The organism is Streptomyces sp. NPDC097129 (assembly GCF_055668065.1).
The window spans coordinates 1,155,272-1,175,305 of record NZ_JBVOQE010000001.1 but is presented as its reverse complement, the minus strand read 5'-3'; the positions used below and the strand labels follow the sequence as shown (position 1 = coordinate 1,175,305).

The following is a 20,034-nucleotide window of genomic DNA, read 5'->3' as shown; positions in this document are numbered from 1 at the left end:
ACTTCCTCCATTGGGCAAGGCGCCGCCAGGGGACAGGAGAGGACGGCGGCGTCTCGGGAATGCGCGGCGACAGAAGCACCGACGCATGGTCTACACCAGTCAGTGGTGTAGACCTGTTGTAGCACGATGAAGGCGGCGTAAGGAACCCGCGATTCCGCGACCGTGGCACTACGGCGCGTACCGGACGCAGGTCATGACGAAAGGCCCCCGAACCGGCACGGTTCAAGGGCCCTGGGGAAGCGCGAACGCCGTCAGGCCTTCGTGGCGTCCTCCACCTCCTCCTCCGGCTCCCGCCCCGGCGTCTTCAAGTCGAACTTCGTGATCGCGAAACGGAACACCGCGTAATACACGACCGCAAAGCACAAACCGATCGGAATGATCGCCCACGGCTTCGTCGCCAGATTCCAGTTGATGACGTAGTCGATCAACCCCGCCGAGAAACTGAACCCGTCGTGCACGCCCAACGCCCACGTCACCGCCATCGACACACCCGTCAGCACCGCGTGCACCGCGTACAGCAGCGGCGCGATGAACAGGAACGAGTACTCGATCGGCTCCGTGATCCCCGTCACGAACGACGTCAGCGCCACCGACAGCATCAGCCCGCTCACCTCCTTGCGACGGTGCGGCTTCGCCGTGTGCGCGATCGCCAGCGCCGCCGCCGGCAGCGCGAACATCATGATCGGGAAGAACCCCGAGGTGAACTGCCCCGCATGCGGATCACCCGCCAGGAACATGTTGATGTCACCGTGCACCGGCTTCCCGCCCGGCGGCGTGTACGTGCCGAACTGGAACCAGATGGGCACGTTCAGGAACTGATGCAGACCGATCACCAGCAACGCCCGGTTCGCCACACCGAACACACCCGCACCCCATGAGCCCGCGTCCCGCAGCCACTTGCTGAAGCTCTCCAGACCGTCACCGATCGGCGGCCACACCCACAGACACAGCGCCGCGAACGCGATCGCCACGAACGCCATGATGATCGGCACCAGCCGCCGCCCGTTGAAGAAGCCCAGCCAGTCCACCAGCTTCGTGCGATGGAAACGCACCCAGAAGAACGCCGCCAGCAGCCCCATCACGATCCCGCCGAACACCCCGGGATTCTGGAACGTGAACGGCGTCACCGAGCCGACGCCCCCGCCCACACTCACCTGGCACCCGATGTCCGGGACCTCCTTCGACCCGCCCGGACAGCTCTCCGGGAACTGGTGCAGCACCTGGTAGTAGACGAGGAAGCCCACCACCGCCGCCAGCGCCGTCGAACCGTCCGACTTCTTCGCCATCCCGATCGCCACGCCGATGCAGAACAGCAGCGGCAGCCCCAGCGAACCGTCGAGCAGCGCACCGCCCGCGCCCTTCATCACCTTGGACACGTTCGTCCAGCCAAGACCCTGGTCACCGAACACGTCCGGCTGCCCGAGCCGGTTCAGGATGCCCGCCGCCGGCAGCACGGCGATGGGCAGCTGAAGACTGCGGCCCATCTTCTGCAAGCCCTGGAAGAAACGGTTCCAGCGCTCGCGCACGGGGCTCACCGGGCGCGGTCCGGCGGCGGCGCTCTCGGCACTCATGGCGGTGTCCTTCCGGCCCCCGACGCGGGGGCGGGTTTGGCGACCGTCCGTCAACTGGTGTAGACCAGTCGCGTACGGTTCGGTTCCGCTGTCGTGATCGCCATCATTCGGTACGGACGACATGACCGCTCGCGAAGCTGGGCCAACTGTGGGTTACTGCGACATAGCGGTTCGGATCAGGTAGTTCAGGGAGACGGAACATGGCCAGCAAGGCAGAGAAGATCGTCGCCGGGCTCGGCGGCATCGACAACATCGACGAGATCGAGGGCTGCATCACCCGCCTGCGCACCGAAGTGCACGACGCCTCGAAGGTGGACGAAGCCGCCCTGAAGGCCGCCGGCGCCCACGGCGTCGTCAAGATGGGCACCGCCATCCAGGTCGTCATCGGCACCGACGCCGACCCGATCGCCGCGGAGATCGAAGACATGATGTGACCCCCACCGGTCACCCGTCGAGGGGCTCCTCCGCACACGGGGGGGAGCCCCTCACGCCGCTCCCGATAGGCTCAGCGCCATGTCTCGCATCGACGGCCGCACCCCCGAACAGCTCCGCCCCGTCACCATCGAACGCGCCTGGAGCAAGCACGCAGAAGGCTCCGTCCTCGTCTCCTTCGGCGACACCAAGGTCCTGTGCACCGCCTCCGTCACCGAAGGCGTCCCCCGCTGGCGCAAAGGCAGCGGCGAAGGCTGGGTCACCGCCGAATACGCCATGCTCCCCCGCGCCACCAACACCCGCGGCGACCGCGAGTCCGTCAAGGGCCGCATCGGCGGCCGCACCCACGAGATCAGCCGCCTCATCGGCCGCTCCCTGCGCTCCGTCATCGACTACAAGGCCCTCGGCGAGAACACCATCGTCCTCGACTGCGACGTCCTCCAGGCCGACGGCGGCACCCGCACCGCCGCCATCACCGGCGCCTTCGTCGCCCTCGCCGACGCCATCACCTGGGCCCAGGGCAAGAAGATCGTCAAGCCCAGCCGCCAGCCCCTCACCGGCACCGTCAGCGCCGTCTCCGTCGGCATCATCGGCGGCGTCCCCATGCTCGACCTCGCCTACGAGGAAGACGTACGCGCCGACACCGACATGAACGTCGTCTGCACCGGCGACGGCCGCTTCGTCGAAGTCCAGGGCACCGCCGAAGCCGAACCCTTCGCCCGCGACGAACTCAACGCCCTCCTCGACCTCGCCATCGCCGGCTGCGCCGAACTCACCGCACTCCAGCGGGCGGCACTCGCCGACACCGGCGAAAAGTAAAAGACGCGCCAACAAAGACGGGCGGCCCGGGCAACCGGGCCGCCCGTCGTCGCGTCAGAACGGATACCGACAGACAAGCACGTACGGGGGCCGGGGAGGCCGCCAGGGGAGGGACACCGAACATGGCCGCGAGACCAGGCCGCCGCACCACCACGACCATCGCCGGAGCCGTGGCCGCCGTCGCCCTCACCATCGGTCTCACCACCGGGTGCGACGCCCTCGGCAAAGCCCTCGACTGCGTACAGACCGCCGACTCCATCGCCGACAGCGTCACCGACCTCCAGCAGGCCGTCGAGAACGCCGCGAACGACCCCACCCGGACCGACCAGGCCCTCGCCGCCATCGACAGCAACCTCGACCGGATCGGCGACCGCACCGGCGACACCGACGTCGACAAGGCCGTCGACGACCTCCGCACAGCCGTCGGCAACGTCCGCACGGCAGTGAAGAACGGCGACGACACCCCCGACCTCACCCCCGTCACCGACGCGGCCGGCGAACTGACCAAGGTGTGCACACCGTGAGACCGGGCCGGACAGTGCCGCGATACTGAACGGCATGACCCGCCTGATCCTCGCCACCCGCAACGCCGGAAAGATCACCGAGCTCAAGGCCATCCTCGCCGAAGCCGGACTGCCCCACGAACTCGTCGGCGCCGACGCCTACCCCGACATCCCCGACGTCAAGGAAACCGGCGTCACCTTCGCCGAGAACGCCCTGCTCAAGGCCCACGCCCTCGCCCAGGCCACCGGCCTCCCGGCGGTCGCCGACGACTCCGGCCTCTGCGTGGACGTCATGAACGGCGCCCCCGGCATCTTCTCCGCCCGCTGGGCCGGCCGCCACGGCGACGACCAGGCCAACCTCGCCCTCCTCCTCGCCCAGCTCTCCGACATCGCCGACGAACACCGCGGCGCCCACTTCGCCTGCGCGGCGGCGCTGGCGCTGCCCGACGGCACGGAACGGGTCGTCGAGGGCCAACTGCGGGGCGTCCTGCGCCGTGATCCCGCCGGCTCCGGCGGCTTCGGCTACGACCCGATCCTCCAGCCGGACGGCGAGAAGCGCACCTGCGCGGAACTGACGGCCGAAGAAAAGAACGCGATCAGCCACCGGGGCAAGGCGTTCCGGGCACTGGTGCCGGTGGTGCGGGAGCTGCTTGGGTGAGCTGAAGCGAGAGCTGAAGTGAAACGCCCCGCACCTTTGATTCGAAGGTGCGGGGCGGTGCGGCCGGTGGGATTCGAACCCACACGGGCTTTCACCCAAGGGCTCCTAAGGCCCTCGCGTCTGCCGTTCCGCCACGGCCGCGCGCAGTGCGGTGCCTACTCTACTGGGCTGTACTGCGGCGTCGCTGACCTCCTCTGCACCAGGTGCTGGTGACGGCATGGCAGTTGGGACAGAGCAGCCGCAGGTTCTCCCGCCGGTCGTCGCGCCAGTCCCCGTTGATGTGGTCGACCTCCAGGGTCATCGGCTTGCCGAGCCATTCGGTGCCCACTGCACACCTGGCACACCGCTCAGGTACGCCCACCTCGTGGAGTGCGCGGCGGAGCAGATGCGTTCTCGTCCGGCGCGCACCGTCATGCTTGACGAGGATGTCCTCGGGCCGCTTGGTGAAGGTGGGCCGTTCCTTGCCTTTCTGGTGAGCCTGGCCCAGGAAGTGTGCGGTCGACAGGTCCGCCTCGTCGATCCATTGACGCAGCAGAGCACGCTGGGTGCCGCTGTCCGGACGGGCGAGCCGACGAAGCGTCTCGGCGATCGAGATCGACTCCGCGACCGCTGCGCGCAGCTCATCGAGTGTGGGGCGTGGCCACCTGTTCACGAGATACTGCTCTTGCCTCGGCCCCGATAATTGTCCGTCGTCGAGTGGCAGTTGGGGCAGAGCAGACGGAGGTTCTCGATCCGGTTGTCCCGCCAGTTACCGTTGATGTGGTCGACCTCCAACGGCAGCGGATGTCCTTGCCATACCGCCTCCATGCCGCAGCCGGCGCATCGTTCCTCTACGCCCTGGACCTGCATCGCCCACTTGAGACGGTCACTCGGAATGCGGCGAGCCTGGCCGTCCGCCTGCTCGACGAGGAAGGCCTCCGGCGTCCTCGGGCGCCACGGTTTCCCCCGCTGCGTCGGGATCTGGAAGTGCGACGTGTCGATCCCGTACGCCTTCACCCGTCGGCTGATGTGCGTGTGGTGGCCGCCCACCACCTCCAGCCCCAGGTGCCGTAGCACCTCGCACATGTTCGTGGAGGCCGCCACCGCCCGCTCGAGCACCTCCCTCGTCCACTTCACTTCGCGCTCGAAGTGGGAGGTGTCCACCCCAAGCCGCCTCATCCGCTCCCGGACGTACCGCCGCGTCGGGCTCTGCGGATCCACCCCCAAGCTCACGCACGCCTCCGACAACGTCCGCGCCCCCCGAGCCGCCTCCTCCAGCCGCTCCCTGGTGTACGCACTGGTCCCCATCACGTCCCCTCCGTTTCCGGTCACGTGTTCGTGACTCACACGGAGTAACGAGGCGTTAGTCCGACAGTCACGCCGGGAACGGCAAGCGGCCCGCGCCAGGTTTCCCTGGTGCGGGCCGCTGGCCTGCGGAAACGTTCCTCAGATGCCGAGGTCCTTGATGATCTTGGCTACGTGGCCCGTCGCCTTGACGTTGTACAGGGCGCGTTCGACCTTGCCGTCCTCGTCGACGACGACCGTCGAGCGGATGACGCCGACGACCGTCTTGCCGTAGAGCTTCTTCTCGCCGAACGCGCCGTAGGCCTGAAGGACCTGCTTGTCCGGGTCGGCGAGGAGGGTGATCTTCAGGGACTCCTTCTCGCGGAACTTCGCCAGTTTTTCCGGCTTGTCGGGGGAGATGCCGATCACGTCGTAGCCCGCGCCGGCCAGCAGCGAGAGATTGTCCGTGAAGTCGCACGCCTGCTTGGTGCAGCCTGGCGTCAGCGCGGCGGGGTAGAAGTAGACAATGGTCTTGCGGCCCTTGCGGTCCGCCAGAGACACCTCGTTGCCGTCGGCGTCGGGCAGGGTGAAGGCGGGGGCCACGTCCCCCGGCTGGAGTCGCTCGCTCATCGGACCAGCGTAACCGGGGGTCCTGACAGTGCGGCGGCAGCGGGAACTGACAGACTGTCCAGAACAGCATCCTCTTACTTCGGAGGCCGTACGGTGGCGGACACGTCGGACACGAGAACCCCGGCGCAGATCGAGGCGGACATCAGGCACCGTCGTCAGGTGCTGGCTGCGACGCTGGACGAGATCGGCGTGCGGGTGCACCCGAAGACGATCGTCGGAGACGCGAAGGCCAAGGTCGTCGCCAACCTCGACCACACGGTGGGCCGGGCATACGTCCAGGTCAACCGGGTGGTCAGTGAGGTGAAGGCGCAGTTCACGGACGAGGAGGGAGCGCCCCGCCTGGAGCGGGTCGTGCCGGTGGCCGTGGTCGTGGTCGGCGTCGTCGGTCTGCTCGCGTTGGGCACCCGGCGCCGCCGGGACTGACCCCCACCCACCCGCGCGGGCATCCGGTTCAGGCAGGTAGGTTCAGTGGCGTGAGCGCCAACAGAAACGACAGCACCCACGACGACAAGCTGCCCATCCGCATGCTGCACGACCGCGTCCTCGTGCGGCAGGACACCAGCGAGGGCGAGCGGCGTTCCGGCGGCGGCATCCTGATTCCGGCCACGGCGGCGGTCGGCCGCCGGCTGGCCTGGGCGGAGGTCGTGGCCGTGGGGCAGAACGTGCGGACCGTGGAGCCGGGCGACCGGGTCCTGTACGACCCCGAGGACCGGGCGGAGGTCGAGGTGCGCGGCATCGCGTACGTGCTGATGCGCGAGCGTGATCTGCACGCCGTGGCCGCCGACCGGTTCGAGGGCTCGGAGGACTCCACGGGTCTGTATCTGTGACCGAACGGTCCTGAAGGGGCTGGTGACCATGGTCACCAGCCCCTTTCTGCCGTGCTTTGCTACCTTCGAAGGAGACCGCCCGACGAGACGCGCCGTACCGGGCTGACGCAAAGACGACGCACCCCCGTTCAGAAGTGACCTTCCGGAGGTGCCGTCATGGCCTGGGTTCTGCTTGTCGTCGCCGGTCTGCTCGAGGTGGGCTGGTCGATCGGGATGAAGTTCAGCGAGGGCTTCACCCGGCTGTGGCCCAGTGTGTTCACCGGCGCCGGCATCGTCGCCAGCATGGTGCTGCTCTCGTACGCCGCCCGTTCCCTGCCCATCGGCACCGCGTACGGCGTGTGGGTGGGCATCGGCGCGGCCGGTGCGGCGGTGCTCGGCATGGTGGTGCTCGGTGAGCCGGCCACCGCCGCCCGGATCTTCTTCATCTGTCTGCTGCTGGTGGCCGTCGTGGGGCTGAAGGCGACCTCCGGCCACTGACGGGCCGGCCCGGTGGCGGCTACGGGACCGCGCCGCCGTCGGTCGTTCCGGTGCCGGCGTCCGTGCCGCCACCGCCGTCGGTGCCCCCGCCGCCGGTGGTGGGCCCTCCGCCGGTGGTGGTGTCGCCCGTGGTGCCTCCGCCGCCGGTGCCGGTCCCGCCGCCGTTCGTGCCGCCCCCGCCGGTCGTCGGGGTGCCGCCGGTGGTGCTTCCGGTGGTGCCGCCCCCGGTCGTCGGGGTGCCGCCGGTCGTGGCGCCGGTGGTGGTGCCGCCGGTGGTGGGGGTGCCGCCGGTCTGGCCCTGGGTCTGTCCCTGGAGCTGGCCCTGCGCGCCGCCCTGGCCGCCGGTCGTGCTGGTGCCGCCGGTCGTGCCGCCGTCGGTGCCGCCCACCGTGCCGGTGGGGTCCTGGCCGGGGTCGCTGGGCGGGGCCTGCGGGGTGTCCGCGCCGTCCTCCAGCTGCAGGTCGAAGTCGCTGACGGGCGTGTCCTTCAGCGCTTCCCTGGTGTACTGCGCCCAGATCTCGGTGGGCGCGCCGCCGCCGTTGATGCGGTCGAGCCCGAGCGCGCCGTACAGCGGCTTGTGCGCGGCGGTGTCCGGGTCCTGGCCCATCACCGACACGACGGTGGCGAGGTCGGGGGTGTACCCGGCGAACCAGGCGGCGGTGTCCTGCTCGGCGGTGCCGGTCTTGCCCGCGGCGGGCCGGTCGGCGGCCTGCGCGGCGGTCGCGGTGCCGTTGTCGACGACGCTCTGCAGCATCGACGTGGTGGTGTCGGCGGCCTCGCGGCTGACGGCCTGGCGGGTCTTGTTCGCGGGCAGCGGGATGCTGTCGCCGTCCTTGGTGATCTTGTCGATCAGGGTGTACGTGCCGTGCTCGCCGTGGTTGGCGAGCGTGGCGTAGGCCTCGGCCATGTCCAGCACGCTGGCGTTGGCCACGCCGAGCGCGATCGACGGCGAGGCGTACAGCTCCTTGGTGGCGGCGGGCAGGCCCAGGTCGATCGCGGTCTGCTTGACCTTGGCGGGGCCTGCGTCGACGGCCATCTGCGCGTACACGGCGTTGACGGACTTGTCGGTTGCCTCGCGCACGGTGATGGGGCCGTAGGAGCGCTGGTCCTCGTTCTCGGGGGCGTAGCTGTCGCCGTCCCAGCCCTGGACGGGCCGCTTGTTGGTGCCGTCGTAGATGGTGTTCGGGGTGATGGGGCGGCCGTCCTGGGTGGTGGCGCCGTTCTCTACGGCGGAGGTGAAGACGAACGGCTTGAAGGTGGAGCCGACCTGGAAGTCCCCGCGGGTGGCGCCGTTGGTGTACTGCTTGACGTAGTCGATGCCGCCGTACATGGCGACGACCTTGCCGGTCTTGGGGTCGACGGAGGCGCCGCCGGCCCGGACGTACCGGTCGGCCTTGTTGTTCTCCTTGTCGAGCTTGCTGATCAGCTTGTCGTTGACGGCGGCGACGAAGGCGTCCTGCTTGTCCTTCTGCAGGGTGGTGGTGATGCGGTAGCCGCCGCGTTCGAGGTCGTCGGGGTCGACGATCTTGTTGGTGCGCAGGTAGTCCTTGATGGCGTCGACGATGTAGCCGCGCTGGCCGGACATGCTGGTGGAGGCGGTGGCCTGCTTCGGCGCCGGGAACTTCATGCCGGTCCGCTCGGCCTGGGGCAGCCAGCCCTTCTTGACCATGCCGTCCAGGACGTAGTTCCAGCGGGCCTCGGCGGCGCCGCGGTTCTCCGGGTGGGCGGTGACGTCGTACTCGCTGGGCGCGTTGAGCAGGGAGGCGAGGTAGGCGCCCTGGGCGGCGTTCAGGTCGATGGCGTCGATGCCGTAGTAGGCGCGGGCGGCGGCCTGGATGCCGTAGGCGTTGCGGCCGAAGAAGCTGGTGTTGAGATAGCCCTCGAGGATGTCGTCCTTGCTCTTCTCGCGGTCGAGCTTGATCGAGATGAAGAACTCCTTCACCTTGCGGGTGACGGTCTGTTCCTGGCCCAGGTAGTAGTTCTTCACGTACTGCTGGGTGATGGTGGAACCGGACTGCTTGCCCTTGCCGGTGGCGGTGTTCCAGGCGGCGCGGACCATGGCCTTGGGGTCGACGGCCGACTCGGTGTAGAAGTCGCGGTCCTCGGCGGCGAGCACGGAGTGCTGGGCGGCCTTGGAGACCTGGGCGAGGGAGACGTTCTCGCGGTTGATGTCGCCGTCGCGGGCGATCTCGGTGCCGTCGGCGTACAGGTACACGTTGGCCTGCTTGGTGGCCACGGCGTTCGCCGAGGGGATCTTCACCATGGAGTAGCCGACGAAGAACAGCCCGACGACCAGCAGCACGCCGATGACGAAGGTGCCGAGCACCATCCGCCAGGTGGGCAGCAGCCGCCGCCATCCGGTACGGCGGGGACGCCTGCGTTTCTTGCCGCCGCCGTCGCCGCCGCCGTCGCCGCCCGCTCCGCCACCGCCGCCGTAGGCTCCGCCGGTTCCGTCTGCTCCACCGGCGCCGGTGGCCTGCATGGCCGTGGTCTGCGAGGTTCCGTCGGCTCCGGCGGCCTGCATGGCCGCGGTGTGCCTGGCGGGGCCGTCACCCTGCGCGCCCGCGGCCGCGCCGCTGCGGGCGCTGGTGGTGCCCCACGCGCCGGCGGTACCGGCGGCCGCCGCCGCGCCTGCGGCACCGGGGGAGGCCGCGGCCCGCACGGCGTTCGCGGCCGGCACGGCGGCAGCGCCCCGCGCGGAGGCCTGCGCGGCGCGGTCGCCCCTGCCGGTCTGCGCGTCGCCGGGGACGACGTGTCCGGTCGCCTCGGCCTTGCCGCCCTGCGCCCCGCCCGGGGCGCGCGTGCCGGTGTGGGCCTGCGTCCCGTCCGGGGTCCGCGTGCCGTTGGGGGTCTGTGCCCCGCCCGGGGTCCGCGTGCCGTTGGGGGCCTGCGTCTCGCCCGGGGCTCGCGTGCCCTTGGGGGTCTGCTTCGCGCCGACGGCCCGGAGGACCTGGGTGGAGTCGGAGTTCCGGTCCGTCGAGTCGGTCCCGGCGGACCGCGCGCCGTCCGCGCCGTCCGCGCCGTCCGCGCAGTTCGCGACGGCGATGCTCCGAGCCGTGCCCTTCGGGGTCCGCTTCGCGCCGACGGCCCGGAGGACCTGGGTGGAGTCGGAGTCCCGGTCCGTTGAGTCGGCCCCGGCGGACCGCGCGCCGTCCGCGGAGTCCCCGGCGGCGATGCCCCGCGCCGTGCCCTTCGGGCCCCGCCCGGCGGCGGTGCCCTTGGCGCCCTGCCGCGTGTCCCGGGTGCGCGCGGCCTCGGCCGCATGCCCGGCGTCACCGGTCTCGGCGGCCTGCGTACCGGCGGCCTGCGTACCGCTGGCCTGTCCCGCCCCGGCGCCCACGGCGGCGCGCCCGGCTGCCGCAGCCCGCGTCTTCCCGGAACCTCGCGCCGGCACCTCGGCCCCCGCTGCCTGCGCGCCCCGCGTGTCGCCCGCCGGCCGCGCTGCCCGCGCATCGCCTGCTGCCTGCGCGTCCCGCGCCCGCGCGTCGCCCTGCGACCGCGTGTCCCGCGGTGCCCGCGCGTCGCCTGCTGCCTGTGCTGCCCGCGCGTCGCCCGCCGACCGGGCGTCCCGCGCGGTCCGCGCGTCGCCCTGCGACCAGGTTTCCCGCGGCGCCCGCGCGTCGCCCGCCGCCCGCGCATCGCCTGCTGCCCGCGCGTCCCGCGCTGCCCGCGCGTCGCCCGCCGACCGCGCGTCCCGCGCAGGCGACTCGCCACTCCCTGACGGCGTGTCTCCCGACGACGGCGTGGCCCGCTCTGCCCGCGCGTCGGCTCCTGCCCCCGCGCCCCCCGTCGGCCGCGCGTCGGCTCCTGCCCCCGCGCCCCCCGTCGGCCGCGCGTCGGCTCCTGCCCCCGCGCCCCCCGTCGGCCGCGCGGCTGCCGCTGCGCGCCGCGCGGCCCTGGCGGCTCGGGCGGCCTTGGGGTCGGCGCCCGGCCCGGGCTCCTGCTTCGCCGAGCCCGGGTTCGGCTGCTGCGGCTCGTCGCTCATCTCGTGCACGGACTCCTGTTTTCGCGTCGTACGTTCCCGTACGGCCTACTACGCCTACCGGCGCCCACATGCGCCGTCTGCGCCCACTTACGCCGCCGGCGCCCCCATTGAAGACTCTCGCAGCGGGCGTTTCGTTCCCGGGGTCCCGCACCGCTGCGCCTCCGGCCGGAAAACGCGTGGCGGACCGCGGCGGACACGCACTAGGCTCCTGCGCTTCGGTGCCGGGACGAGCCAGGAGGTCGTCGGCGTGGGAGCGGGGCGGTTGTACGCGGCCGTCGCGGCGGGCGGTTTCAGACGGTACGCGACGTATCGGGCGGCCACGGTCGCCGGGGTGTTCACGAACACCGTCTTCGGGTTGATCTTGGTATACACCTACTTGGCCCTGTGGGGCGAGAAACCCCACCTCGGCGGCTACGACCAGGCCCAGGCGACGACGTACGTATGGCTCGGGCAGGCGCTGTTGTCGACCCTCGCGATCGGCGGCGGGGGTGTCGAGGACGAGCTGATGGAGCGCATCCGCACCGGCGACATCGCGATCGACCTCTACCGCCCGGCCGACCTGCAACTGTGGTGGCTGGCCGCCGACGTGGGCCGGGCCTGCTTCCAGTTGCTCGGGCGCGGCGTGATCCCTTTCACCTTCGGCGCGCTGTTCTTCCCGGTGGCGCTGCCCACGGACGTCGCGACCTGGGCCGCCTTCCTGCTCGCCGTGGCGCTGGCGATGGTGGTCGGCTTCGGCATCCGCTACCTGGTGGCGCTGACCGCGTTCTGGCTGCTGGACGGCAGTGGAGTGACCCAGATGATGATGATCACCGGGACCTTCTTCTCCGGGATGCTGCTGCCGCTGAACCTGTTCCCGGGCGCGTTCGGCGACGTGGTGCGCGCCCTGCCCTGGTCGTCGCTGCTGCAGGCGCCGGCCGACGTGCTGCTGGGACACGCCGGCCCGTGGCGGACGTACGCCTTCCAGGCCGGCTGGGCCGTGGCGCTGCTGGCGGCCGGACGGGCCGTGCATACGGCGGCGACGCGCAGGGTGGTGGTCCAGGGTGGCTGAGCCGGCCCGGGTGCGGGACGCGGCGCGGACGTACCGGCTGGTCGCCGGGATGTGGATCCGCTCCACCCTCGCCTACCGCACCTCGTTCGTGCTGACCACGCTCGGCAACTTCGCGCTGACCGGCCTGGACTTCGTCACGATCCTGCTGATGTTCTCCCGCGTCGACGCCCTCGGCGGCTACTCGCTCACGCAGGTCGCCTTCCTCTACGGTGCCTCCTCCGTGGCCTTCGGCGGGGCGGACCTCGCCATCGGCTCGATGGACCGGCTCGGCCGGCGCGTGCGCGACGGCACCCTGGACGTGCTGCTGGTGCGTCCCGCGCCGGTGCTGGCGCAGGTCGCCGCCGACCGGTTCGGCCTGCGCCGGCTGGGCCGGGTCACCCAGGGCGCGCTGGTGCTGGGCTGGGCGCTGCTGCGGCTGGACATCGACTGGACGCCGTCGCGGCTGCTGCTGATGCCGGTGATGCTGGTCAGCGGCTCGCTGATCTTCTGCGCGGTGTTCGTGGCGGGCGCGGCCTTCCAGTTCGTCGCGCAGGACGCCTCGGAGGTGCAGAACGCCTTCACCTACGGCGGGACGACGCTGTTGCAGTACCCCCCGACGGTGTTCGCCGCGGAGCTGGTGCGCGGGGTGGTGTTCGTGCTGCCGCTGGCGTTCGTGAACTGGCTGCCGGCGGCCTACGTCCTCGGGCTGCCGATGCCGCTGGACCTGCCCCGCTGGGTGGCGTTCGCGCCGCCGCTGGTGGCGGTGGCGTGCTGTGCCCTGGCCGGGGTCGCCTGGCGTGCGGGGCTGCGGGCGTACCGGAGTACAGGGAGCTGAGGGGCCGTGAGCGAAGCGTTCATCGAGGTCGACCGGGTGGAGAAGGTCTTCGACGTGCGCCGCAGGAGCGGGTTCCTGCGGCGGGAGCGGCGGCAGGTGCGGGCCGTCGACGCGCTGTCCTTCACGGTCGCGCGCGGTGAGATGGTCGGCTACATCGGCCCGAACGGCGCCGGTAAGTCGACCACGATCAAGATGCTGACCGGCATCCTCACGCCGAGCGGCGGCCGGCTGCGCGTCGCCGGCATCGACCCCTCCCGCGAGCGCACCCGGCTCGCGCACCGTATCGGCGTGGTCTTCGGGCAGCGCACGACCCTGTGGTGGGACCTGCCGCTGATCGACTCCTACCGGCTGGTGCACCGCATGTACCGGGTGCCGGACGCCCGTTACCGGGAGAACCTCGAGCGCTGTGTCGAACTGCTCGAACTGGGCGAGCTGCTGGACGTGCCGGTGCGTCAGCTGTCGCTGGGCCAGCGGATGCGCGGCGACATCGCGGCGGCGCTGCTGCACGATCCGGAGGTGCTGTACCTGGACGAGCCGACGATCGGCCTGGACGTGGTGTCGAAGGCGAAGGTCCGCGCCTTCCTGCGGGATCTGAACGCCGAGCGCGGCACGACGGTCCTGCTGACGACGCACGATCTTCAGGACATCGAGCAGTTGTGCTCGCGCGTGATGGTCATCGACCACGGCCGTCTGATGTACGACGGCCCGCTCGCCGGTCTGCACGAGGCGGGCGAGAGCGAGCGCACCCTCGTGATCGACCTGGAGCGCGAACTCCCGCCGATCGACGCGCCCGCTCCCGCGCGGGTGGTCCGGGTGGAGGGCCCGCGCCAGTGGCTGGCCTTCCCGGCGTCGGAGTCGGCGGCGCCGCTGGTGGCCCGGCTCGCGACGCGGTATCCGCTGGTGGATCTGTCGGTGCGCGAACCGGACATCGAGGCCGTGATCGCACGGATGTACGCGGAGCAGCCGTCCCGTCCTGCCGGGCAGCCGCCGCGTCCGGCCCAGGAGCCGCCGCGTCCGGCCGAGGAGTCGGTGTCGTAGCCGCCGACCGGTGCGTCTCGTAGGCTTCCGGCATGACCGACGACGCTGTCCCGGACCTTCGCGCCTCCGACGCCGATCGCGAGCGGGTCGCCGAGATCCTGCGGGACGCCCTCGCCGAGGGACGCCTGGACATGGCCGAGTTCGAGGAACGGCTGGACGCCACGTACAAGGCGCGCACCTACGGCCAGCTGGCCCCGATCACCCGTGACCTGCCGGCCGGGGGCGCGGCCTCCCCGGCCGTCTCCCTGATCAAGGAGCCCGAGAGCAGCGGGACTTGGCGGGATCGGATCGTCGGTGGCGGCGGCTCCTCGCAGTGGGCCGTGGCCGTCATGTCCGGCTTCCAGCGCAAGGGCCGCTGGACGGTGCCGCGCCGCATGGACTGCGTGGCCTTCTGGGGCGGCGGTGAACTGGACCTGCGCGACGCGCTGTTCGCGGACCGCGAGGTCGTGATCAACTGCGTCGCGATCATGGGCGGGGTGAACATCGTCGTGCCGCCCGGCGTCGAGGTCGTCGTCCGCGGCATCGGCGTCATGGGCGGCTTCGACCAGACGGAGGCCGATGTCGTGGGCGACCCGGGCGGCCCCCGCGTGATCGTCACCGGCTTCGCCTTCTGGGGCGGCGTCGGTGTCGAGCGCAAGCTGCCCCGCGCGGAGCGGCAGCGGCTGAAGGAGGAGCGCCGCCGCGACAGGCTCGACCGCGGGCAGTCGCTCCGCGAGATCCAGTCCGGCTTTCACGAGGACGTGCGCGAGGCGCACCGCCGCATGCGCGAGGACCACCGCGACCTGCTGAACGACCGCCGCGCACTGCACCGGGAACGCCGGGAGGCCCGCCGCGAGGGCCGGGACCGCAGGCGGCGCTGGGAGCACTAGGCCCCCGCCGGCGCCGCCCGCGACGAGGGCCCCCGCCGGCGCCGCCCGCGACGAGGGCCCCCGCCGGCGCCGCACGCGACGAGGGCCCCCGCCGGCGCCGCACGCGACGAGGGCCCCCGCCCGCGCCGCCCGCGACGAGGGCCGCGGCCCGCGTCGCCTGCACCGTCCCGGCCTCGCGGCGGTGCCCTACGCCGCCGCCCGGTCCGTCGCCGCGGGGCGCTCCGTCAGCCGGCGCAGGTCGAGGACGTCCGCCATGTGCCGGTAGCCCCGGTCGCTGGGGTGCAGATGGTCCCCGCAGTCGTACTCCGCGCGCAGCCGCCGCGGGTCGTACGGATCGCGCAGCGCCTTGTCGAAGTCGACGACCGTGTCGTACACCCGGCCCGCGCGGATCTCCGCGTTGACCTGCCGGCGTACGCTCTCCCGCTCGGGCGTGTCCCAGGCGTGCCCGGCGAACGGCGTCAGCGTCGCCCCGATCACCTTCAGCCCGTGCGCGTGGGCCTGGCGCACCAGGGCGCGCAGCCCGTCGACGATGTGCGCGGCGTCGGCGGGCCGGCGCGGGCGCAGGATGTCGTTGACGCCGACGTCGATGACGACGGCCTTCACGTGGGGGCGGCCGAGTACGTCCCGCCCGAAACGGTGCAGGGCGCTGGGGTTGTCCGTGGACACGCCGTCCCCGTCGACCAGCACGCGGTTGCCGCTGATGCCGGCGTTGACCACGGCGTAGCGCGGCACGTCCTCGCCCTCGCGCAGCGCGGTCCGCAGCCGGTCCGCCAGCGCGTCCGGCCAGCGGCGGTCGGCGCCCTGCGTCGACCCCGTCCCGTCGGTGATGGAGTCGCCGAACAGGACGACGGTGCCGTCGGAGTCGCCGCTCAGCACGTCCAGCGCGGTCAGGTAACGCCAGTACGTGACGCGTGTGCGGTACGGGCCGGCGCTCTCGCTGCGCGCGTGGTCGCCGTCGGCGGCGTAGGAGATCTGCCGTGCCACCCGGTGGATGGTGACGGGCCCGGACGGGGTGGGGGAGTAGGTGCTGACCAGTACGTCGCTGTCCGGCGGGATCTCCATCCGCGCGGGGTCGCTGACGACCTGGCCGCCGGCCGGGACGACGACCCGTGGGGCCCCGCCGAACGTCAGCCGCCGCATGCTGCCGGGCCGCGCCGCGGCCGTGCCGTTTCCGGCGGCGACGGCGAGGGAGACGTCGGTGAGGGTCAGCGGTGTCCTGCCGTAGAGGTTGGACAGCGTGATCCGGGCACTCGTACCGCCGGCGCCCGTGTGCACCACGTTGCGCACCGACCGTCCGGCCACGCCCCTGGCGTCGGTGCCGGGCTCATGGCCGGACGGCGAGGCGGACCAGGCGCCGACCCACAGCCCGGTGGAGGCCGGGTGGGCGGAGTCGTGCGGAGTGGAGGCCGTCCCGGCCCGGCCGGGGAAGCCGTTGTCCACGGCGGCGTAGATGCCGGCGGCCACGACCGTGACGAGGCCGGCGATCGCGCAGAGCAGGGCATAACCGTGACGCCTGGTCATGGGGGTATGTGTCTCCTCGGACCACGGGAGCCCGGGGCGGGTGCCCGGTACTCCGAAAGGATCACCTCATGATGCGGCACGGGGGAGAAGGCGGGGACGGCCGGGGCCGGGTGCGGCCGGCCGGGAACCTTTCACCGGCGCCCGGAGTCGCTCCTGCGGGCGGGACGGATCCGGAAAGAGACACGGGACGGATCCGGAAAGAGACAATGGACGAAGAAACCATGATCGGACGGAGCGGACGGAGCGGATGGAACCGGAGATAAAGGCCAGCGAGACGCCCACGCGCGCGATGACCGCCTTCGGCCCCGCCGACGAGGAACGCCGCCGCGGCGTGCGCCGTATGAAACTCACCGCGACCGGTCTGCTCCTCCTCGTCGCCGTCGTCTACGTCCTCGCCCGGTGGGCCGACGACTCCGGCGCGGGCGCCTGGGCGGCCTACGTCGCCGCGGCCGCCGAGGCCGGCATGGTCGGCGCGCTCGCCGACTGGTTCGCCGTCACCGCCCTCTTCCGCCACCCCCTGGGCCTGCCCATCCCGCACACCGCGATCATCCCGAACAAGAAGGACCAGCTGGGCGTCTCCCTGGGCGAGTTCGTCGGCGAGAACTTCCTCTCCGAGGACGTCGTACGGCAGCGGCTGCGCGCCGTCGGCATCGGCAGCCGCCTCGGCGCCTGGCTCGCCGAACCCGCGAACGCGGACCGGGTGACCGCCGAGCTGTCCACGGCCCTGCGCGGCGCGCTGACCGTGCTGCGCGACTCCGACGTGCAGGCGGTGGTCGGCGAGGCCATCACCCGGCGCGCGGGCGCCCGGGAGATCGCTCCCGGCCTCGGCAAGATGCTGGAGAAGGTCGTCGCCGACGGCGGCCACAAACGCGTCGTCGACCTGATCGTCACCCGCGCCCACGACTGGCTGGTGCTGCACGGCGACTCCGTGATGGACGCCGTCCAGGGCGGTGCGCCCGGCTGGACCCCGCGGTTCGTGGACCGCAAGGTCGGCGAGCGCGTCTACAAGGAACTGCTGCGTTTCTGCGCCGAGATGCGCGACATGCCCTCGCACCCCGCGCGCGGCGCCCTGGACCGCTTCCTCACCGACTTCGCGGGCGATCTGCAGTCCGACACCGACACCCGCTCCCGGGTGGAGCGGCTCAAGGGGGAGGTGCTGGGCCGCGGCGAGGTCCAGGACCTGATCGCTTCCGCGTGGACCGCCGTCCGCTCCATGATCGTCTCCGCGGCGGAGGACGAACGCAGCGAGCTGCGGCTGCGGGTGCGCTCCTCCCTGCTGGCCCTCGGCGCCCGGATGGCGTCCGACCCGGCCACGCAGGGCAAGGTCGACCGCTGGCTGGAGGGCGCCGCCGTGCACGTCGTCACCACCTACCGCAAGGAGATCACCTCCCTCATCACGGACACCGTCGCCGGCTGGGACGCCGAGCACACCACCCGCAAGATCGAGGCGCACATCGGCCGCGACCTGCAGTTCATCCGGATCAACGGCACCGTCGTGGGCTCCCTGGCCGGCCTGCTGATCTACATCGTGACGCAGGCGCTGGGAGCGTAAACAGACGCGGGGCGGGCACCCGATCGAGCGGTTCGCTCAAGGAGGAGGGTGCCCATGACCAGCGCGGAGGCCGAGACCGGCCGTACTGTCACCACGAACATCCCCGCCCGTCTCGACCGCCTGCCGTGGTCCCGCTGGCACTGGACGATCGTCATCGGCCTCGGCACCGTATGGATCCTGGACGGCCTTGAGGTCACCGTCGTCGGGAACATCGCCAGCCGGCTGTCGGAGTCCGGCAGCGGCCTGGACATCAGCTCCGGCCAGATCACCGGCACCGCCGCGGCCCTGTATGTGGCCGGTGCCTGCGTAGGCGCCCTGTTCTGGGGCCGGCTGACCGACCGCTGGGGCCGTAAAAAACTCTTCATGATCACCCTGGCGGTGTATCTGGCGGCGACCGCGCTGACCGCGATCTCCTTCGACGCCTGGTGGTTCTTCCTCTTCCGCTTCCTCACCGGCTTCGGCATCGGCGGCGAGTACGCGGCCATCAACTCCGCGATCGACGAGCTGATCCCGGCGAACTACCGCGGCCGCGTCGACCTGATGATCAACGGCAGCTTCTGGCTCGGCGCGGTCGGCGGCTCCCTGCTGTCGATCCTCGCGCTGAACACCGCGATCCTGCCCAAGGACGTCGGCTGGCGGCTGACGTTCGCGCTCGGCGCCGTCCTCGCCCTGGTCATCCTCCTCGTACGCCGTCACGTCCCGGAGAGCCCGCGCTGGCTGCTGATCCACGGCCGCGACCGGGAGGCGGAGGAGATCGTCACCTCCATCGAACAGCGGGTGGAGTCGGAAGCGGGCGGCGCGCGGCTGCCCGAGCCCGAGGGTGAGATCACCATCCACCAGCGTCGCGGCGTGTCGTTCGTGGAGATCGCCCGCACGGTCTTCGCCCGCTACCGCCGCCGCTCGATCCTCGGCTTCTCGCTCTTCATCGGCCAGGCCTTCCTGTACAACGCGATCACCTTCGGCTTCGGCGCGATCCTGACGACGTTCTTCGACGTGCCGGCCGACCACACCGGCTACTACTTCGCCGTCATCGCGGTCGGCAACTTCTGCGGCCCGCTGCTGCTCGGCAAGCTCTTCGACACGGTCGGCCGCCGGGTGATGATCTCCTCGACCTACCTGCTGTCCGGTCTGCTGCTGTTCGGCACGGCGTGGCTGTTCGACCAGGGCCATCTGAACGCGACGACGCTGACCGCCTGCTGGTGCGCGGTGCTGTTCTTCGCGTCGGCGGGCGCGAGCAGCGCGTACCTGACGGTGTCCGAGATCTTCCCGATGGAGACCCGGGCGATGTCCATCGCCTTCTTCTACGCCCTCGGCACGGCCGCCGGCGGTATCAGCGGACCCATGCTGTTCGCCGACCTCACGGGCACGGGCAAGGTCGGCGACACGGTGCTGGCGTTCTCCATCGGCGCGGCGCTGATGTGCGCGGCCGGACTGGTGGCGGCGTTCCTCGCGGTGAACGCGGAACGCCGCTCGCTGGAGGACATCGCGCAGCCGCTGACGGCGGTGGCGAAGAAGGCGACGGGCACTTCCGGTACGGCGTCGGGGCGCACGGGGTCCCCGGGCTCCAAGCCGGCTACGGCATAGCGCTGACGGGGCGGTGACGCCGACGCCCGCCGTGGGCCACGTGGATCACGTGGGTCACCGCGGGCGTCGGTCGTTGCTCACCGTCGCCTACGACTGGCGGTTGGCGTCGCGGTCGGCGACGGCCCAGGAGGCGAGGGCGACCGCGCCCGCGACACCGAAGACCGCCGGCCAAACGCCCACCTTCTTGGCCAGCGGGTGCGACCCGGCGAAGGCGGCGAGATACGCGGCGGTCAGCGCCCCCGCGGCCCTGCCACCGGCCCGGGCGCGCCACTGCTGGGCGGCGGCCGCCCCGGCGACGGCCAGCACGGCACCCCCGAGCTGCCGCTTCCTGGTCCAGCGGGCCACGCCGTACCCGCCGACGAGTCCGCTCGCCGCGACCACCGAGCTGGGAACCTTCGCCATGCCTGCCTCCTGTGTCCGGTCTGCCCTCGCAGGCTAACCCC

At 71.8% G+C, this 20,034-nt stretch carries 20 protein-coding genes, 1 tRNA gene and 1 riboswitch; of the genes, 13 read left to right on the top strand and 8 right to left on the bottom strand.

Annotated features, from left to right (window positions below; genetic code table 11):
• Positions 1-251 precede the first annotated feature (251 nt).
• On the bottom strand, positions 252-1,571 hold the full coding sequence (locus tag AC0B9F_RS05295) for a PTS transporter subunit EIIC (RefSeq protein ID WP_471999011.1): 1,320 nt from the start codon (positions 1,569-1,571) through the stop codon (positions 252-254).
• A 200-nt stretch (positions 1,572-1,771) separates the two neighbouring features.
• On the opposite strand from AC0B9F_RS05295, the gene AC0B9F_RS05290 reads away from it, so the two are divergent.
• The 4 genes from AC0B9F_RS05290 (at position 1,772) to rdgB (ending at position 3,983) form a co-directional block, all read left to right on the top strand.
• Positions 1,772-2,005 (top strand): PTS sugar transporter subunit IIB, encoded by a 234-nt coding sequence (locus AC0B9F_RS05290; protein ID WP_071383815.1) that lies wholly within the window; start codon positions 1,772-1,774, stop codon positions 2,003-2,005.
• 79 nt (positions 2,006-2,084) lie between these two features.
• Complete coding sequence (gene rph / locus AC0B9F_RS05285; protein WP_471998861.1) at positions 2,085-2,822, top strand: ribonuclease PH; 738 nt, start codon at positions 2,085-2,087, stop codon at positions 2,820-2,822.
• Between the two features lie 122 nt (positions 2,823-2,944).
• A complete protein-coding gene (locus AC0B9F_RS05280; protein WP_471998860.1) occupies positions 2,945-3,346 on the top strand; it encodes a hypothetical protein in 402 nt (133 codons plus the stop codon).
• A 34-nt stretch (positions 3,347-3,380) separates the two neighbouring features.
• On the top strand, positions 3,381-3,983 hold the full coding sequence (gene rdgB / locus AC0B9F_RS05275; RefSeq protein WP_471998859.1) for an RdgB/HAM1 family non-canonical purine NTP pyrophosphatase: 603 nt from the start codon (positions 3,381-3,383) through the stop codon (positions 3,981-3,983).
• Positions 3,984-4,041: 58 nt separating this feature from the next.
• Here rdgB and AC0B9F_RS05270 read toward each other — a convergent pair.
• The 4 genes from AC0B9F_RS05270 to bcp form a co-directional block, all read right to left on the bottom strand.
• Positions 4,042-4,124: transfer RNA gene (locus tag AC0B9F_RS05270), tRNA-Leu, on the bottom strand.
• A gap of 19 nt (positions 4,125-4,143) precedes the next feature.
• The gene (locus AC0B9F_RS05265) at positions 4,144-4,635 is read right to left on the bottom strand and encodes an HNH endonuclease signature motif containing protein (protein WP_471998858.1); all 492 of its coding nucleotides are present in this window, start codon (positions 4,633-4,635) and stop codon (positions 4,144-4,146) included.
• Positions 4,632-5,270, bottom strand: coding sequence for an HNH endonuclease (locus AC0B9F_RS05260; protein WP_471998857.1), 639 nt, complete (start codon positions 5,268-5,270; stop codon positions 4,632-4,634). The genes AC0B9F_RS05265 and AC0B9F_RS05260 overlap by 4 nt, the downstream gene beginning before the upstream one ends.
• Before the next feature lie 138 nt (positions 5,271-5,408).
• Positions 5,409-5,876, bottom strand: coding sequence for a thioredoxin-dependent thiol peroxidase (gene bcp, locus AC0B9F_RS05255; protein WP_471998856.1), 468 nt, complete (start codon positions 5,874-5,876; stop codon positions 5,409-5,411).
• A gap of 93 nt (positions 5,877-5,969) precedes the next feature.
• Between bcp and AC0B9F_RS05250 the strand changes: the two genes are divergently transcribed.
• The 3 genes from AC0B9F_RS05250 (at position 5,970) to AC0B9F_RS05240 (ending at position 7,180) form a co-directional block, all read left to right on the top strand.
• Complete coding sequence (locus AC0B9F_RS05250) at positions 5,970-6,299, top strand: DUF3618 domain-containing protein (RefSeq protein WP_471998855.1); 330 nt, start codon at positions 5,970-5,972, stop codon at positions 6,297-6,299.
• Between the two features lie 101 nt (positions 6,300-6,400).
• Positions 6,401-6,703, top strand: a complete 303-nt coding sequence (locus AC0B9F_RS05245) for a GroES family chaperonin (protein WP_202425017.1) — start codon at positions 6,401-6,403, stop codon at positions 6,701-6,703.
• Between the two features lie 53 nt (positions 6,704-6,756).
• A riboswitch (guanidine-III (ykkC-III) riboswitch) is annotated at positions 6,757-6,826 on the top strand.
• Between the two features lie 33 nt (positions 6,827-6,859).
• Complete coding sequence (locus AC0B9F_RS05240) at positions 6,860-7,180, top strand: DMT family transporter (protein WP_471998854.1); 321 nt, start codon at positions 6,860-6,862, stop codon at positions 7,178-7,180.
• A gap of 19 nt (positions 7,181-7,199) precedes the next feature.
• Here the strand turns inward: AC0B9F_RS05240 and AC0B9F_RS05235 are convergent, their stop codons facing one another.
• On the bottom strand, positions 7,200-9,704 hold the full coding sequence (locus AC0B9F_RS05235) for a transglycosylase domain-containing protein (protein ID WP_471999010.1): 2,505 nt from the start codon (positions 9,702-9,704) through the stop codon (positions 7,200-7,202).
• 1,708 nt (positions 9,705-11,412) lie between these two features.
• On the opposite strand from AC0B9F_RS05235, the gene AC0B9F_RS05230 reads away from it, so the two are divergent.
• The 4 genes from AC0B9F_RS05230 to AC0B9F_RS05215 are packed head-to-tail and all read left to right on the top strand — an operon-like array spanning position 11,413 to position 14,934.
• Positions 11,413-12,213 (top strand): ABC transporter permease, encoded by an 801-nt coding sequence (locus AC0B9F_RS05230; RefSeq protein WP_471998853.1) that lies wholly within the window; start codon positions 11,413-11,415, stop codon positions 12,211-12,213.
• Positions 12,214-12,262: 49 nt separating this feature from the next.
• Complete coding sequence (locus AC0B9F_RS05225) at positions 12,263-13,027, top strand: ABC transporter permease (protein WP_471999009.1); 765 nt, start codon at positions 12,263-12,265, stop codon at positions 13,025-13,027.
• 6 nt (positions 13,028-13,033) lie between these two features.
• Positions 13,034-14,065 carry an ABC transporter ATP-binding protein gene (locus tag AC0B9F_RS05220; protein WP_471998852.1) on the top strand — a complete coding sequence of 344 codons (1,032 nt, stop codon included), beginning with the start codon at positions 13,034-13,036 and terminating at the stop codon, positions 14,063-14,065.
• A gap of 32 nt (positions 14,066-14,097) precedes the next feature.
• Complete coding sequence (locus AC0B9F_RS05215) at positions 14,098-14,934, top strand: DUF1707 SHOCT-like domain-containing protein (RefSeq protein ID WP_471998851.1); 837 nt, start codon at positions 14,098-14,100, stop codon at positions 14,932-14,934.
• A 186-nt stretch (positions 14,935-15,120) separates the two neighbouring features.
• Here the strand turns inward: AC0B9F_RS05215 and AC0B9F_RS05210 are convergent, their stop codons facing one another.
• On the bottom strand, positions 15,121-16,455 hold the full coding sequence (locus AC0B9F_RS05210) for an SGNH/GDSL hydrolase family protein (RefSeq protein ID WP_471998850.1): 1,335 nt from the start codon (positions 16,453-16,455) through the stop codon (positions 15,121-15,123).
• Positions 16,456-16,702: 247 nt separating this feature from the next.
• On the opposite strand from AC0B9F_RS05210, the gene AC0B9F_RS05205 reads away from it, so the two are divergent.
• Together AC0B9F_RS05205 and AC0B9F_RS05200 are read left to right on the top strand one after the other, a co-directional pair.
• A complete protein-coding gene (locus tag AC0B9F_RS05205) occupies positions 16,703-18,007 on the top strand; it encodes a DUF445 domain-containing protein (protein ID WP_471998849.1) in 1,305 nt (434 codons plus the stop codon).
• Between the two features lie 54 nt (positions 18,008-18,061).
• Positions 18,062-19,591 (top strand): MFS transporter, encoded by a 1,530-nt coding sequence (locus AC0B9F_RS05200; protein WP_471998848.1) that lies wholly within the window; start codon positions 18,062-18,064, stop codon positions 19,589-19,591.
• Positions 19,592-19,678: 87 nt separating this feature from the next.
• Here AC0B9F_RS05200 and AC0B9F_RS05195 read toward each other — a convergent pair whose 3' ends face one another.
• Complete coding sequence (locus AC0B9F_RS05195) at positions 19,679-19,993, bottom strand: hypothetical protein (protein ID WP_471998847.1); 315 nt, start codon at positions 19,991-19,993, stop codon at positions 19,679-19,681.
• Between the last annotated feature and the right edge of the window lie 41 nt (positions 19,994-20,034).

Excerpts from the sequence above, each read along its gene's own strand:
- AC0B9F_RS05295 (WP_471999011.1), bottom strand. The coding sequence starts at position 1,571 with ATGAGTGCCGAGAGCGCCGCCGCCGGACCGCGCCCGGTGAGCCCCGTG.
- AC0B9F_RS05290 (WP_071383815.1), top strand. The coding sequence starts at position 1,772 with ATGGCCAGCAAGGCAGAGAAGATCGTCGCCGGGCTCGGCGGCATCGAC.
- rph (WP_471998861.1), top strand. The coding sequence starts at position 2,085 with ATGTCTCGCATCGACGGCCGCACCCCCGAACAGCTCCGCCCCGTCACC.
- AC0B9F_RS05280 (WP_471998860.1), top strand. The coding sequence starts at position 2,945 with ATGGCCGCGAGACCAGGCCGCCGCACCACCACGACCATCGCCGGAGCC.
- rdgB (WP_471998859.1), top strand. The coding sequence starts at position 3,381 with ATGACCCGCCTGATCCTCGCCACCCGCAACGCCGGAAAGATCACCGAG.
- AC0B9F_RS05260 (WP_471998857.1), bottom strand. The coding sequence starts at position 5,270 with ATGGGGACCAGTGCGTACACCAGGGAGCGGCTGGAGGAGGCGGCTCGG.
- bcp (WP_471998856.1), bottom strand. The coding sequence starts at position 5,876 with ATGAGCGAGCGACTCCAGCCGGGGGACGTGGCCCCCGCCTTCACCCTG.
- AC0B9F_RS05245 (WP_202425017.1), top strand. The coding sequence starts at position 6,401 with ATGCTGCACGACCGCGTCCTCGTGCGGCAGGACACCAGCGAGGGCGAG.
- AC0B9F_RS05240 (WP_471998854.1), top strand. The coding sequence starts at position 6,860 with ATGGCCTGGGTTCTGCTTGTCGTCGCCGGTCTGCTCGAGGTGGGCTGG.
- AC0B9F_RS05235 (WP_471999010.1), bottom strand. The coding sequence starts at position 9,704 with ATGCAGGCCGCCGGAGCCGACGGAACCTCGCAGACCACGGCCATGCAG.
- AC0B9F_RS05225 (WP_471999009.1), top strand. The coding sequence starts at position 12,263 with ATGTGGATCCGCTCCACCCTCGCCTACCGCACCTCGTTCGTGCTGACC.
- AC0B9F_RS05215 (WP_471998851.1), top strand. The coding sequence starts at position 14,098 with ATGACCGACGACGCTGTCCCGGACCTTCGCGCCTCCGACGCCGATCGC.
- AC0B9F_RS05210 (WP_471998850.1), bottom strand. The coding sequence starts at position 16,455 with ATGACCAGGCGTCACGGTTATGCCCTGCTCTGCGCGATCGCCGGCCTC.
- AC0B9F_RS05205 (WP_471998849.1), top strand. The coding sequence starts at position 16,703 with ATGGAACCGGAGATAAAGGCCAGCGAGACGCCCACGCGCGCGATGACC.
- AC0B9F_RS05200 (WP_471998848.1), top strand. The coding sequence starts at position 18,062 with ATGACCAGCGCGGAGGCCGAGACCGGCCGTACTGTCACCACGAACATC.
- AC0B9F_RS05195 (WP_471998847.1), bottom strand. The coding sequence starts at position 19,993 with ATGGCGAAGGTTCCCAGCTCGGTGGTCGCGGCGAGCGGACTCGTCGGC.